General features: G+C 67.6%; 13 protein-coding genes, 1 tRNA gene and 1 pseudogene. 10 read left to right on the forward strand and 5 right to left on the reverse strand.

Annotated features, from left to right (window positions below):
* Nucleotides 1-117: 117 nt before the first annotated feature.
* Together A37E_RS0114685 and msrB are read right to left on the reverse strand one after the other, a co-directional pair.
* On the reverse strand, nt 118-2,214 hold the full coding sequence (locus A37E_RS0114685) for a S9 family peptidase (RefSeq protein WP_029557289.1): 2,097 nt from the start codon (nt 2,212-2,214) through the stop codon (nt 118-120).
* On the reverse strand, nt 2,204-2,644 hold the full coding sequence (msrB, locus tag A37E_RS0114690) for a peptide-methionine (R)-S-oxide reductase MsrB (protein WP_029557290.1): 441 nt from the start codon (nt 2,642-2,644) through the stop codon (nt 2,204-2,206). The genes A37E_RS0114685 and msrB overlap by 11 nt, the downstream gene beginning before the upstream one ends.
* A gap of 513 nt (nt 2,645-3,157) precedes the next feature.
* On the opposite strand from msrB, the gene A37E_RS0114695 reads away from it, so the two are divergent.
* Nucleotides 3,158-3,571 (forward strand): MucR family transcriptional regulator, encoded by a 414-nt coding sequence (locus A37E_RS0114695; protein ID WP_024277697.1) that lies wholly within the window; start codon nt 3,158-3,160, stop codon nt 3,569-3,571.
* 78 nt (nt 3,572-3,649) lie between these two features.
* On the opposite strand, the gene A37E_RS0114700 is transcribed toward A37E_RS0114695, so the two are convergent.
* Entirely contained in the window at nt 3,650-5,263 is a 1,614-nt protein-coding gene (locus A37E_RS0114700) for a phosphoenolpyruvate carboxykinase (RefSeq protein ID WP_029557291.1), read from the reverse strand.
* Between the two features lie 185 nt (nt 5,264-5,448).
* Nucleotides 5,449-6,165 (reverse strand): DUF2470 domain-containing protein, encoded by a 717-nt coding sequence (locus A37E_RS0114705; RefSeq protein ID WP_029557292.1) that lies wholly within the window; start codon nt 6,163-6,165, stop codon nt 5,449-5,451.
* A gap of 304 nt (nt 6,166-6,469) precedes the next feature.
* On the opposite strand from A37E_RS0114705, the gene A37E_RS0114710 reads away from it, so the two are divergent.
* The 7 genes from A37E_RS0114710 (at nt 6,470) to A37E_RS0114740 (ending at nt 12,203) form a co-directional block, all read left to right on the forward strand.
* On the forward strand, nt 6,470-7,168 hold the full coding sequence (locus A37E_RS0114710) for a response regulator transcription factor (RefSeq protein WP_029557293.1): 699 nt from the start codon (nt 6,470-6,472) through the stop codon (nt 7,166-7,168).
* Between the two features lie 31 nt (nt 7,169-7,199).
* A complete protein-coding gene (locus A37E_RS0114715) occupies nt 7,200-8,960 on the forward strand; it encodes a sensor histidine kinase (protein WP_051679044.1) in 1,761 nt (586 codons plus the stop codon).
* A gap of 2 nt (nt 8,961-8,962) precedes the next feature.
* A complete protein-coding gene (locus A37E_RS0114720) occupies nt 8,963-9,418 on the forward strand; it encodes an HPr kinase/phosphatase C-terminal domain-containing protein (protein ID WP_029557295.1) in 456 nt (151 codons plus the stop codon).
* 109 nt (nt 9,419-9,527) lie between these two features.
* Nucleotides 9,528-9,929: a PTS sugar transporter subunit IIA gene (locus tag A37E_RS0114725; RefSeq protein ID WP_024277703.1), complete on the forward strand. Its 402-nt coding sequence runs from the start codon at nt 9,528-9,530 to the stop codon at nt 9,927-9,929.
* Nucleotides 9,930-9,981: 52 nt separating this feature from the next.
* Nucleotides 9,982-10,281: an HPr family phosphocarrier protein gene (locus A37E_RS0114730; RefSeq protein ID WP_029557296.1), complete on the forward strand. Its 300-nt coding sequence runs from the start codon at nt 9,982-9,984 to the stop codon at nt 10,279-10,281.
* A 183-nt stretch (nt 10,282-10,464) separates the two neighbouring features.
* Nucleotides 10,465-11,949, forward strand: coding sequence for a HAMP domain-containing sensor histidine kinase (locus A37E_RS0114735; protein ID WP_081837602.1), 1,485 nt, complete (start codon nt 10,465-10,467; stop codon nt 11,947-11,949).
* A 177-nt stretch (nt 11,950-12,126) separates the two neighbouring features.
* Nucleotides 12,127-12,203 (forward strand) — tRNA-Arg (locus tag A37E_RS0114740).
* 453 nt (nt 12,204-12,656) lie between these two features.
* Here A37E_RS0114740 and A37E_RS0114745 read toward each other — a convergent pair.
* A pseudogene (locus tag A37E_RS0114745) lies at nt 12,657-13,055 on the reverse strand (DMT family transporter); the annotation flags it as partial.
* A 54-nt stretch (nt 13,056-13,109) separates the two neighbouring features.
* Between A37E_RS0114745 and A37E_RS0114750 the strand changes: the two are divergent.
* Together A37E_RS0114750 and tnpB are read left to right on the forward strand one after the other, a co-directional pair.
* Nucleotides 13,110-13,550 (forward strand): transposase, encoded by a 441-nt coding sequence (locus A37E_RS0114750; protein WP_029557299.1) that lies wholly within the window; start codon nt 13,110-13,112, stop codon nt 13,548-13,550.
* The gene (gene tnpB / locus A37E_RS0114755) at nt 13,547-13,903 is read left to right on the forward strand and encodes an IS66 family insertion sequence element accessory protein TnpB (RefSeq protein WP_029557300.1); all 357 of its coding nucleotides are present in this window, start codon (nt 13,547-13,549) and stop codon (nt 13,901-13,903) included. The genes A37E_RS0114750 and tnpB overlap by 4 nt, the downstream gene beginning before the upstream one ends.
* The last annotated feature ends 28 nt before the right edge of the window (nt 13,904-13,931 follow it).

Consider the following 13,931-nt stretch of genomic DNA (forward strand, 5'->3'; position numbering starts at 1 on the left):
CGGAGCCGCCCCCTCACTCGCATGTCGATCGACAGCGCGCTCTGGATAGCCGGAAGCCGTCCGCCGCGCAAATGTCCTTGGGGAAAGGCTCGCTCTTCCCCTGTGAATGGCCACGCCTCAGCCGGCGCGGCCAACCGTTCTCAGGGCAAAGAGGTAGACGAGGGCGACCTCGTCCAGCCGGTCGAACCGCCCGGCGGCGCCGCCATGGCCTGCATCCATGTTGGTCCGCAGCAGGATCGGCCGGGCTCCGGTATCCGCCGCCCGCAGCCGCGCCACCCATTTCGCCGGCTCCCAATAGGTGACGCGCGGATCGGTGAGCCCGGCGAGGGCGAAGATGGAGGGGTAAGCCTGCGCCTTCACATTATCGACCGGCGAATAGCCCCGGATTCGGTGAAAGGCCGCTTCGTCGGCGATGGGATTGCCCCACTCCGGCCATTCCGGCGGGGTGAGGGGCAGGGTGTCGTCCAGCATGGTCGCGAGAACGTCCACGAACGGCACCTCGGCGACGATGCCGGCGAACAGGTCGGGCCGGAGATTCGCCACCGCCCCCATCAGCATTCCGCCTGCCGAGCCACCCTGGGCGACGATGCGCTCGGGCCGGGTGAAGCCCTCGGCGACCAGATGCTCGGCCGCGGCGACGAAGTCGGTGAAGGTGTTGGTCTTCTTCGCCAGCTTGCCGTCGGCATACCAGCGCCAGCCCTTGTCCGTGCCGCCGCGGATATGGGCGATGGCATAGATGAAGCCGCGATCCACCAGCGACAGCCGGTTGGTGGCGAAGCCGGCGGGAATGGTGATTCCGTAGGCGCCATAACCGTAGAGCAGCAACGGGGCGGAGCCGTCGAGCGGCGTGTCCTTGTGGTAGAGCAGGGAGACCGGCACGGTTTCGCCGTCCGGCGCCGGGGCCATCAGGCGGCGCGTCACATAATGCGCCGGGTCGTGGCCGGAGGGCACTTCCTGCCGCTTCAGCATCTCCCGCCGGCGGCTCGCCATGTCATAGTCCCACACCTCGGACGGGGTGGTCATGGACGCATAGGTGAAGCGCAACTGCGTCGTGTCGAAGGCGTATCCCGCCGACATGCCCAGCGCATAGGCCTCCTCGTCGAAGGCGATGGCGTGTTCCGCGCCGTCGGCCAGCGCCCGGATGACGATGCGCGGCAGTCCGCCTTCGCGCTCAAGGCGCGCCATGTGGCCGCTGAACACCGTGTGGCTCAGGATCATGCAGCCCGAGCGATGCGGGACGAGATCGCTCCAGTGCTCCCGCCCCGGCGTGGCGACGGGGGCCGTGGTGATCTTGAAATCCTCGGCGCCGTCCGCATTGGTCAGGAAGATCAGGGTATCGACGCCGCCAAGGTCGGGGTGGTGCTCCACCTCGTAGCGCACGCCCTCGGTGCGCGGCGCGATGCAGCGCGGGGCGGCGTTCGGGTCCTGAAGGTCCAGAAGGTGGACCTCGGACGTCTCGTGGTCGCCGCACGCGATCAGCCCGTAGCGGCGGGACTGGGTTTCCCCCAGCGAGACGAAGAAGCCCTTGTCCGGCTCCTCGTAGATCAGCGTGTCCGTCTCCGGCGCAGTGCCGATGACATGGCGGAAGACGAGGGACGGGCGGTGCTCGGCATCCCGGCGGATGTAATAGAGCACGCTGCCGTCGGCGCTCCACAGCAGGTCGCCGGTGGTCTCCTCGATGGCGTCGGGAAGGTCGGCGCCGGTCGCGAGATCGCGGACGCGAAGGGAATAGAGTTCGGAGCCGGAGGTGTCGGCGGAATAGGCGAGGCGGCGGTGATCGGCGCTGTGCCGCCAGTGGCCAAAGTGAAAATAGGCCTTGCCCGCGGCTTCCCTGTCGCCGTCGAGGAGGATGGCCTCCGCCCCGTCCGGCAGCGCCTTGCGGCAGGCGAGGGGATGCTGGCCCCCCTCCCGGTGGCGGGAATAATAGGCGAAGGGGCCGTCCGGCGCGGGCACGGAGGAATCATCCTCCTTGATGCGCCCGCGCATCTCGGCGACCAGCTTTCCCTTGAGGTCGCCAAGCGGAGCGAACCAGGCGTCCGCATAGGCATTCTCGGCCTCGAGATAGGCCCGGATGTCGCCGTCGAGCACGGACGGGTCGCGCATGACGGCGCGCCAGTTGTCGGCGCGCAGCCAGGCGTAGTCATCGGTGAGGGAAAGGCCGTGGACGGTGCGGGTCGACGGACGGCGAGGGGCGCGCGGGGGCTCAGACGCCACGGTCTGCCTCGTCCGGCTTCAGGGAGAGGGCGGTGCCGTTCATGCAGAAACGCAGGCCGGTCGGCGCCGGGCCATCCGGAAAGACATGGCCGAGATGGCTGTCGCAGGATGCGCAGCGCACCTCGATGCGGCGCATGCCGTGGGAGACGTCCTCATGGGTCACGACCGCCTCAGGCGACACCGGCTGGAAGAAGCTCGGCCAGCCCGTACCGGAATTGTACTTGCTTTCGGAGCGGAACAGCGGCGTGCCGCAGGCGACACAGGAATAAAGGCCGGCGCGCTTCTCGTCCCAGTAGGGGCCGGTGAAGGCGCGCTCGGTGCCAGCCTGACGGGCGATTCGGAACTGCTCGGGCGTGAGGCAGGAGCGCCATTCGCTTTCGCTCTTCACGACCTTGGTGTGGTCCGCGTCGGAAGGGGCAGAGGTGGACATGGAAGAACCCCAGTCTGATTTGTCGCAGAGGTAGGCATTCCATATGGCGACGGCAAGGCTGCATGCGATCACACATGCGCGCGGCTGGATCGAGGGACGGGATGGCCCGGGCGGCAGCACGCCGGGCCGGTAGTGCAGATTTGCGATATTGCGACAAATCAAGAAGACGAGCCGTATTGCGGAAATATCGGTTGCAAAGTTGAAAACACGAAACTAACACGGACTTATAGCCGTCTTCGCAGCATCCGTGCGCGGGCGACTGTTCAGGGTACGTACACTGTCCGAGGTTCGTACACTGTGTGTCTGCGGACGAGCGCAGCGGGGCGCGGCGAAAGCGTCCTGGTGGTGCCTTGCGTCTTGGTGACGCCTTGGCAGCACTGGACCCCACCTTGATCGCATACGCCGAGTTCTCCCGATCCGCCCGCCGATTGCATGTCCTGATTGTTCGGAAGCGCGAAACCTGACCGACCGCGCATTCGTCATCTCACGCCATCTCAACGCGAAGCAGGTCCCATGAGCGACACCACGGAACAGACGGCCTTCATCGAGCTCGCGACGGATATCATCTCCGCCTACGTCGGCAACAACACGGTTGCCGCGGCCGAGCTGCCGGCCCTCATCAACGACGTTTTCAACGCGCTCACGCGCCTCGGCACCGGCGAGGCGCCGGCCGACGCCGAGCCGCTCAAGCCGGCGGTGGCGGTGAAGCGTTCCGTGAACGCGGACTTCATCATCTGCCTGGAGGACGGCAAGAAGTTCAAGTCGCTGAAGCGCCACCTGCGCACGCGCTACGACATGACCCCCGAGCAGTATCGCGAGAAGTGGGGCCTGCCGGCCGACTATCCCATGGTCGCCCCCAACTATGCCGCCGCCCGCTCGGAGCTCGCCAAGCAGATGGGCCTCGGCCAGCAGCGCCGTCGCGGCTGAAACATTTCCCTCTCAAACGGAAAGGCCCGGCGCAGCGCGCCGGGCCTTTTTGCGTCTGGAGCCTGCGAAGACCGCCGCTCACTCGGCGGCGATGCGCACCTGGGGCTGGGCGTCGCGCACGGCGGCATCCACATGGGTCTCGAAGCGGGCGAAGTTCTCGCGGAACATGTTCACCAGCCGCCGCGCGGTGGCGTCGAAGTCCGCTTTATCGGCCCAGGTCTTGGACGGATAAAGGATGTGCGGCTCGATGCCCGGCACGGAAGTGGGCACCTCGAAGCCGAAATAAGGATCGGTGCGGAACGAGGCGCCCTTGAGCGAACCGTCCAGCACGGCGGTGAGGAGCGTGCGCGTGACCTTGATGGGCATGCGCCGCCCGGTGCCGAACTTGCCGCCGGTCCAGCCGGTGTTCACCAGCCAGCAGTCCACGCCATGTTCCGCGATGAGATCGCGCAGCAGATTGCCATACACGGAGGGATGGCGCGGCATGAAGGGCGCGCCGAAGCAGGTGGAGAAGGTGGCTTCCGGGTCCTTCACCCCCTTCTCGGTGCCCGCGACCTTCGCGGTGTAGCCGGAGAGGAAGTGATACATGGCCTGCGCCGGGCTCAGCCGCGCGATGGGCGGCAGCACGCCGAAGGCGTCGCACGTGAGCATCACCACATTCTTCGGCTGGCCCGCGCGGCCGGTGGGGCTGGCATTGGGGATGAAGGCGAGGGGATAGCAGGAGCGGGTGTTTTCGGTGAGGCTGCCGTCGTCGAAGTCCGGCACCCGCGTCACCTTGTCCAGCACCACATTCTCCAGCACCGTGCCGAAGCGGTTGGAGGCGGCGAAGATTTCGGGCTCGGCCTCGGCGGAGAGGCGGATGGTCTTGGCGTAGCAGCCGCCCTCGAAATTGAACACGCCGTCCTGGCTCCATCCGTGCTCGTCGTCGCCGATGAGCGTGCGGTTGGGATCGGCGGACAGCGTGGTCTTGCCGGTGCCCGACAGGCCGAAGAACAGGCAGACATCGCCCGCGTCGCCTACGTTCGCCGAGCAGTGCATGGGCATGATGCCCTTTTTCGGCAGGATGTAGTTGAGGGCGGTGAACACCGACTTCTTCATTTCGCCCGCATAGGACGAGTTGCCGATGAGCACGATGCCGCGGGTGAAGTCCACCGCGATCACCGTCTCCGAGCGAACCCCGTGGCGCGCCGGGTCGGCCTTGAAGGACGGCAGGTCGATGATGGTCATCTCCGGCACGAAGCCGTCCAGCTCGGCCCGTTCGGGGCGGCGCAGCATGGTGCGGATGAACAGGGAGTGCCACGCGAACTCGGTATAGACGCGCACTTTGATGCGGGAGGCCGGATCTGCGCCGCCATAGAGGTCCTGCGCGAACAGGGTCTTGTCCTCGGCCTCCTTCAGGAAGTCCTGATAGAGCGTCTCGAACTGCTCCGGCGTGATGGCGCCGTTATTGTCCCACCAGACCTCGCCCTCGGTCGTGGCGTCGCGCACCACGAACTTGTCCTTGGGGCTGCGGCCGGTGTGGGCGCCGGTCTCGGCCATCAGCGCGCCGCCGGAGGACAGGTGCCCTTCCTTGTGCGCGAGCGCATGCTCGTAGAGCTCGGGCTCGAGCAGATTCCAGTGGACCGCCGTAAGATGCTTGAGGCCGAAAGTGTCCGCGCCGCAGGCGCTGTTCCGGTGACCGGTTTCGAGCACGGAAGATTCCTCCACAGTTCCCGCCGGCGTGACGCCGGCATTCATCCGCCGTCCCGCTCTCGTAGAGTTATGCGGGCGGTGTCGGGCCGGGGACGTCTTTGCGCATCCCTCGAAGCCGCGTCGCGCACGCTAGAGGGAGTTGAGCGCCAAGGAAACTCCGACAAACGGAGGCTAAACGTTTAAATTCAGGCCGCAGTTCCACGCCGTGCGTCGTTCACCAGCTTCACCAGTTCTTGCCGCACTGCAGCAAGGTCTTCCACCCGTCTGGTAAAGTCGAGCCGGCGCACGAGATCGCCGCAGATCAGTTCGCACCCCTCGGGATCGAGGGAGAGCAGGCGCCAGTCGCCCTCCGGCGCGCCGAGGAGCACGGTGGCGTAGAGGCGGACGGCATCGGCATGGTCCGCATTCATGTGCGCGATCACGCCGTCCACCCCTTCGGCCAGTGCCTCCGCCCCCTGCCAGCCGGTGAGCAGCTTTTCCCCCGGCACGTCCACGATGCGGCCGAAGCCCTCGACCAGGTGCGCCTCGGTGATGTCGATGGCGTAAAAGGCGAAATCCGTGAAATCCGCATATCCCGCCGCGGCTTCGTGCCGGGCGAGATAGCGCGCGCGGACCTCCGGGGCAGGGGCGGGGACGATGCGGCCGATGAGGCTGGCGCGGGGCGCGTTCAGCGGGTCCTCGGCGCCGGCCGCCGAGACAAGGAGGGAGACGCGGGCATCGCCCGCGATGTTGCGGGTGTGCCGGGCGAGGCGGGAGATGAGCAGGGTCGGGCGGCCCTCCGGGTCCGTGGAGATTGCCACCAGGGAGGCGTAGGGCGCGTCGTCACCCTCCAGCGTTGCAAGGGCGCCGAAGCGGGCCTCGCGCACGAGGTGGCGGACGGCGGTCGCGGACGGCTTGGTCATGGGGCTCCTCCTGCGGGGCGGTGCCACGATGCTCCGGGGCGGCGGGCGGGCGCAAGGGGAGGGGCGCAACCGGACGCCCGAACCTTCCGTAAGGGACACACGGAAAGGGAAAGCTTGATTAAGGGTATTCGGCGGCCGCCATTTGGTGTCGGTGGAGAATCCCGCTATTTTGCATCGATCGAGTCTTGTGTGTCACATTTCGGCCACGCGAACGCGGTTCACCGCAGTGAGAGGCCGCAACAGATGGCTGGCTTGAAGGCCCGTGTTCAACGGTCCGCTTTCCGGACGGCTTTAAAGAGGTGTCATGCCCACGATCGCCCTCGTCGACGACGACCGCAACATCCTGACCTCGGTCTCCATCGCTCTGGAGGCGGAGGGCTACCGCATCGACACCTACACGGACGGCGCCTCGGCCCTGGACGGGTTCAAGACCAACCCGCCGGACCTCGCCATCCTCGACATCAAGATGCCTCGCATGGACGGCATGGAGCTGCTCCGCCGCCTGCGCCAGAAGACCGACATGCCGGTGATCTTCCTCACCTCCAAGGACGAGGAGATCGACGAGCTGTTCGGCCTCAAGATGGGCGCCGACGATTTCATCAAGAAGCCCTTCTCCCAGCGCCTGCTGGTGGAGCGGGTGAAGGCGGTGCTGCGCCGCGCCGGCGCCAAGGACGGTGCCGCCCCGCGCGAGGTGGACAGCGCCAAGGTGCTGGAGCGCGGCAACCTGCGCATGGACCCCGAGCGCCACACCTGCACCTGGAAGGCCGAGCCGGTGACGCTCACCGTCACCGAGTTCCTGATCCTCCAGGCGCTCGCCCAGCGTCCCGGCGTGGTCAAGAGCCGCAACGCCCTCATGGACGCGGCCTATGACGATCAGGTCTATGTGGACGACCGCACCATCGACAGCCACATCAAGCGGCTGCGCAAGAAGTTCAAGTCGGTGGACGATTCGTTCGAGATGATCGAGACCCTGTACGGCGTCGGCTACCGGTTCAAGGAGTGATCCGGGCCGCGCGCGGCAGGTTCGGCACCACATGACGGTCGAGACCAACGAGGCGCCGCTGGAGCGTCCGAGCGAGCCGGCGGGCATTCTCGCCACCGTTCGGCGCGTGCGCCGCTTCGTGGCGTTCAAGGGCTTCTCGTCGCTCACGCGGCGCATCGTGCTCCTGAACCTTGCGGGCCTGTGCGCGCTGGTGTCGGGCATCCTGTATCTGTCGGAATTCCGCTCCGGCCTCATCGACGCGCGCATCCAGAGCCTTCTGGTGCAGGGCGAGATCATCGCCGCCGCCATCGCTTCCTCCGCGCAGGTCGAGACCAACGCCATCACGCTCGACCCCGACCGCCTGCTGGAATTGCAGGCGGGCGAGAGCTACGGCCCCGAGGACGGCTTCGCGCCGCTGGAATTCCCCATCAATCCCGAGCGCGTGGCCCCAGTGCTGCGCCGCCTCGTCGGCCCGACCCGCACCCGCGCCCGCATCTATGACCGGGAAGGCCAACTGCTGCTGGATTCGCGCTCGCTCTATTCCCGCGGCGAGATCCTGCGCTTCGACCTGCCCTCGCCCAATGAGCCCAAGCCCGGCTTCCTGGAGCGCGCGTGGCTCGGCATCCAGCTCTGGCTCGGCCGTGGCGACCTGCCGCTTTACCGCGAGATGGGGCCGCAGGCCGGCAAGAACTATCCGGAGGTCGCCTCCGCCGCGCTCGGCACCAAGGCCAGCGAGGTGCGGGTGGACGAGCGCGGGCAGGTGGTGGTCTCGGTTGCCGTGCCCATCCAGCGCTTCCGCGCCATCCTGGGCGTGCTGCTGCTCTCCACCCAGAGCGGCGAGATCGATGCGGCGGTGAAGGCCGAGCGCTTCGTCATCGTCCGCGTCTTCCTGGTGGCGGCGGCGGTGATGGTACTGCTCTCCGTGCTGCTGGCCGGCACCATCGCCGATCCGGTGCGCAAGCTCGCCGCCGCGGCGGAGCGGGTGCGCCGGCGCATCAAGACCCGGGTGGAAATTCCCGATTTCACCGCCCGCGCCGACGAGATCGGCCACCTCTCCGGCGCCCTGCGCGACATGACGAGCGCGCTCTACAACCGCATCGAGGCCATCGAGAGCTTCGCGGCGGATGTGGCGCACGAATTGAAGAATCCGCTCACCTCCCTGCGCAGCGCGGTGGAGACGTTGCCCCTCGCGAAGACCGATTCCTCCCGCTCGCGCCTGCTGGAGGTGATCCAGCATGACGTGAAGCGTCTCGACCGCCTCATCTCCGACATCTCCGACGCCAGCCGCCTGGACGCGGAGCTGCAACGGCAGGAAGCGGTTACGGTGGACCTGAAGCAGCTTCTGGAGATGGTGGTGGGCCTCGCCCAGGACGTGCGCAAGGATGACGGGGTCAGCGTTTCCCTCGCCTTCGATCGCGCGGCGGGGGCGCCGCAGGACTACAACATCGCCGGCCACTCCTCGCGCCTCGGCCAGGTGGTGGACAATCTCGTCTCCAACGCCCGCTCCTTCTCGCCGCAGGGCGGTTCGGTGCGCGTCACCTGCCGCCGCCTCAAGGACGGGGCGGAGATCACCGTGGACGACGACGGGCCGGGCATTCGCCCAGATGCGCTCTCGCGCATCTTCGAGCGCTTCTACACGGATCGCCCGCACCAGGGCTTCGGCCAGAATTCCGGCCTCGGCCTCTCCATCTCGCGGCAGATCGTGGAAGCCCACGGCGGGCGCATCTGGGCCGAGAACCGCACCGCCACCGATCCCGATGGCACCCCCCACGTCACCGGCGCGCGCTTCGTCGTGCGCCTGCCCACCAGCTGACCGTGACCGGGGCCGCGCCACCCACCATCCACGCAAGCTGCGTCGCCGTGGGGGACGTGGGGCTTCTCATCCGCGGCCCCTCGGGCTCCGGCAAGTCCATGCTGGCGCTGAGGCTCATCCTCGATGCCCCCCGCGCCCTGCCGCCGGCCGAGCTGGTGGCGGACGACCGGGTGGTGCTTGCGGTGGAGGATGGTATGCTGATCGCCCGACCGCCTCCTTTACTTGCAGGCCTGATCGAGTTGCGCGGTATTGGTGTGAGGCGGATGGAACACCGTCCCTCCGTCGCAGTGCGGCATGTGGTCGATCTGGCGGCATCGGAAATGGTCCGCATGCCCGACCCGGCCGAGCTTCGGGAACAGATTCAAGGCATTGAAATCCCTAGAACTCCGATCTTCAGCCTGGACCTGGCGCCTGTCGTAATCGCTTGCATTCTCAAGACGCGAGCTTACGAAAACTAAATGTGCTTTTGTGCGTTGCACCCCTTGCGTAATTTTTGAGCCGCTCTGAATATGGCCGTCCCGCAGCGCGGGAGGCCTTCATCAGGGGGAAGATGAGGGCGGAGGAAGCATGATCGGTCTCGTCCTCGTCACACACGGCCGTCTGGCAGACGAATTCTGCTCCGCTCTGGAGCACGTGATGGGCCCGCAGGCCCAGATCGCCGCTGTCACCATTGGTCCCGAAGACGACATGGAGCGGCGGCGCCAGGACATCATCGAGGCGGTGGATCGCGTGCGCACCGGCGACGGGGTGGTGATCCTCACCGACATGTTCGGCGGAACCCCCTCGAACCTCGCGATTTCGGTGATGAACACGCCGGATGTCGAGGTGGTCGCGGGCATCAACCTGCCCATGCTGGTCAAGCTCGCCAAGGTGCGTGGGGAGATGCCGCTGGCCCAGGCCGTGGACGTCGCCCAGGAAGCCGGTAGGAAATACATCAATGTCGCAAGCCGCGTCCTCTCCGGTAACTGAGCTTTTCGCCGACGCCGGTTGCGCGGCGGGCGGCTGTTCCGACGATCCGGCCATCGCCTGCGGCCGGCCTATCGCGCCCGAGGCGCTGGTGCGCGTGCTTCCCATCATCAACAAACGCGGCCTCCACGCCCGCGCCTCCGCCAAGTTCGTACAGACCGTGGAGCGCTTCGACGCCATGGTCACGGTGTGCCGCAGCGGCGAGGCGGTGGGCGGCAATTCCATCATGGGCCTGATGATGCTGGCCGCCGGGCCCGGCACCTGCGTCACCGTCACCGCCACCGGCCGGGAGGCGTCCGACGTGCTCGACGCCCTCGGCACCCTCGTCGGCGACCGGTTCGGCGAGGAAGAGTAGGGCGAAAGCCTCGCGCCCGTATGCTGACGGGCTGGCAAGCGAAAGCGCTGCCGTTTCGGCCGTTTACCTCAAATTGAGGTTGCTCTGGCCCGTTCCCCGATGGTTGCCTATGTCTTAACGCTGATCCCTTCGTGCAATGGGCCCGAGGGATCCGGGACGGGCCTTCCCCCCGTATCAGATACGATGTTCGAGCCGAGGAGCCATAAGCCCGAGGAGGCACCGGCGCCCAAGCGCCGCCGGTGGAGCCTCGGCTTGTCGGCAAAACTGCTCGCCTTGACGGTGGCCGTGGTGGCCACGGCGGAAATCGCCGTGCTGGTGCCCACCATCGCCAATTACCGCATCGCCTGGCTGTCCGACCGCCTCGCCGCCGCCCGCACCGCCGCCCTCGTGCTCGACGCCGCGCCACAGGACGGCGTGACGGTGGACATGACCCGCGAGCTTCTCGACAGCGTGGGCGCCAAGGTGATCGTGGTGAAGCGGGAGGGCACCCGGCGCCTCCTTGCTGCCTCCGACATGCCGCCCGAGGCGGACGTGCACATCGACATGCGCGAGACCACGCTCTGGGGCGCGGTGCATGATGCCTTCGACACGCTCGTCGCCGACAACGGCCGCATCCTGCGCATCGTCGGCGAACCGCCGCGGGGGGCCGACTTCATCGAGATCGTGCTCAGCGAGACCCCGCTGCGCGTGGCGCTGCTGCGCTTCGCAGCGACCGTACTGCTCATCTCGCTCGCCGTGGCTGTCGTGGCGGGCGTGCTGGTCTATGTGAGCCTCAACTGGCTGTTCGTGCGGCCCATGCGCCGCCTCACCGAGCGCATGTCCGCCTTCCGCGAGGATCCGGAGGACGCCTCGCGCATCATCGTGCCCTCCGGCCGCTCCGACGAGATCGGCACCGCCGAGGAGGCGCTCGAGGAATTGCAGCGCGAGCTCTCCCACACCCTGCACCAGAAGAGCCACCTCGCGGCGCTGGGCCTTGCCGTGTCCAAGATCAACCACGATCTGCGCAATCTGCTGTCCTCGGCGCAGCTGCTCTCGGACCGCCTTGCATCGGTGCCGGATCCGACCGTGCAGCGCTTCGCGCCGAAGCTGCTCGCTGCCCTCGACCGCGCCATCCATTATTGCGAGCAGACCCTGTCCTACGGTCGCGCCAAGGAGCCCCTGCCGGAGCGGCGCGACGTGGAACTCGCCCATCTGTTCGAGGAGGTGCGCGAAACCCTCGGCCTCTCGCCCGGTGGCAGCGCGGGGGTCGGCTGGGTGGCAGACGTGGAGCGCGGACTCACCGCCGATGCCGATCCTGATCAACTGTTCCGGGTCATCCTCAACATCACCCGCAACGCCCTCCAGGCGCTCGAGGCGCGCGCCCCGCTCGATCCCGAGCGCGACCAGATCCGCGTCCGCGCCCGCCGCAAGGGGCCGGTGGTGGAGATCGAGCTCAGCGACACCGGGCCGGGCATTCCCGCGGCGCGGCGAGAGCATCTGTTCGAGGCCTTCGTCTCCTCTGCCCGGCGCGGCGGCACGGGGCTCGGCCTGCCCATCGCCGACGAACTGGTGCGGGCCCACGGCGGCCACATCCGCCTGCTCGACACCAAGATCGGCACCGCCTTCCGCATCACCATCCCCGACCAGCCGGAGAGCCGGCATCACCGACGGGAACGCATCCGGGCGTGAGCGGGCCGAGTTTTCCACAAGGCGCGCTCTTTCCGGCCGGTCTCATGAGCGATGCGGGCCGGGGGCCTTGCACCCTCCCATAAAAAGGGGTAGCAGACGGGCCTCGCGGAATTCCAAGCCGCGAACGCCCCGGAAAGCTCCTCGCTTTCCCGACCGGTCCGCCGGTCACGGGCACAGGCGCCGGTAGCTCAGCTGGATAGAGCACCAGACTACGAATCTGGGGGTCGGGAGTTCGAATCTTCCCCGGCGCGCCACCTAAATCCAAGAAAACACACGATAATCGGCCGTCCGTCGAGTCGCGGAAAGCATATTCGTGATGTCGGGTCATCACCAGAACCAGCGTGCGCGCGGGCGGGCTGTCGGCTTCTCCTGGATGACACTGGGCGTGCAGACGCCAACAGATTCTCGCTTCTCCTCCCGCGCTCGATCGGGAGGCAGGGCGGGGCGAGCGTGACCTCTCCTGCGGACGCCGCCGCCGTGCCAATCGGGCGCGGCCTCAGCCCAATATCGAAAGCACCACCTCCGCCGGCCCGCAAGCCAAAGGCCGCGAGCGTGGTGAGCATCCCGAGCCCGAGCCTGAACATGGCCAGCCGCGTCATCGCCGAGAGCGCGGCCGCACGCCAGTCGGTGGAGGAGAGCAGAGGCAGGTCCGGCCCGATGCCGTGCCCAGTCCAGGCTCACCACCTGCCGAAAGGCGACATGGATCACGCGCCCAGAAGGAGGCGCCTGTCCACATTCTCGCGGAAGGCGAGCCAGGCGATGGCCATGGTCGCCACACCTTCCAGTTTGAGGAGAAGGGATGCGCTCGCGCCGTCGGTCCGGGCGAGGCCGAACATGAGCAGCAGCGGGCCGAGGACGCCGCCGGTGAGGATCACCAGCGCGAGCCACGGCACGTCGGTCCGCCGCAGCGGCGCTTCCACCGCCGGCAGCCGGAGCGCGGTCCGGGACAGATGCACGGCGGCGAGGCCAGCACCTGCCCCGAGGTAGAGCAGGCCGGCCATCATCCACGGATCGATGGCGCCAAGGAGCAGCATGGCGAGCTGCGTGCTGGCGCCAAAATGACCCGGCCGAGACGAGTGCGAAGGTAAGCGGAGCCCTGAGCCCACCTTTCGCCGTCGAGGCTGAGGGGGCGATGTTCCGAGCCTGGAGGGCTTGGACATATGACGATTTCAGAGCTTACGCTTAAATCGAGTGCCGAGGAGCCGGTGCGGCGATTCGAGGTTTTCACCGGAGCGGGGCGTCGCCGGGAGTGGGCTCTCGAGGAGAAGGCGCGGATTGTCGCCGAGAGCTTCGAGGCTGGAGCGACGGTGAGTGACGTGGCGCGGCGCCATGCCTTGTCGCCACAGCAGCTGTTCACCTGGCGTCGTGAGGTGCGCAAGGCGAGCGAGAGGATCCCGGCGTTCGTGCCGGCCGTTGTCACGCCGGAACCGGCTCCCGCATCTGAGCCGTCCGCCCCACCGTCACGGCCGAAGCGGCGAGGCCGGCAACGTCGCGCGGCGACGATCGAGGTCGGCGTCGCCGGGGTCCGGGTGATGATCGAGAACGGGGCCTCGCCGGCCACCATAGCGGCGGTGATCGGCACGCAGAAGGCCGGGTCGTGATCGGCTCGAGCGGCGCGGTCCGCGTCATGGTGGCGACGCGGCCGGTGGACTTCCGCAAAGGGGCGGAGGGGCTCGCGGCCTTGGTGCGTGAGACCATGGGCGCCGATCCGTTCTCCGGCACGGTGTACGTCTTCCGGGCCAAGCGCGCCGACAGGGTGAAGCTGGTGTTCTGGGACGGCACCGGTGTCGTGCTGGTGGCGAAGCGGCTGGAGGACGGTGAGTTCCGCTGGCCCAAGGTAGAGGACGGCATCCTGCAGCTGACATCGGCCCAGCTCCAGGCTTTGCTCGAGGGCCTCGACTGGCGGCGGGTGCATGAGGCACAGCGTACGACGACACCGGTCGCCGCCAGTTGAAGAGGCTCGCAGGGGCCTGGCGAATATG

This window comes from Xanthobacter sp. 91, from assembly GCF_000702385.1.
GTDB classification, from domain to species: Bacteria; Pseudomonadota; Alphaproteobacteria; order Rhizobiales; family Xanthobacteraceae; genus Xanthobacter; species Xanthobacter aminoxidans.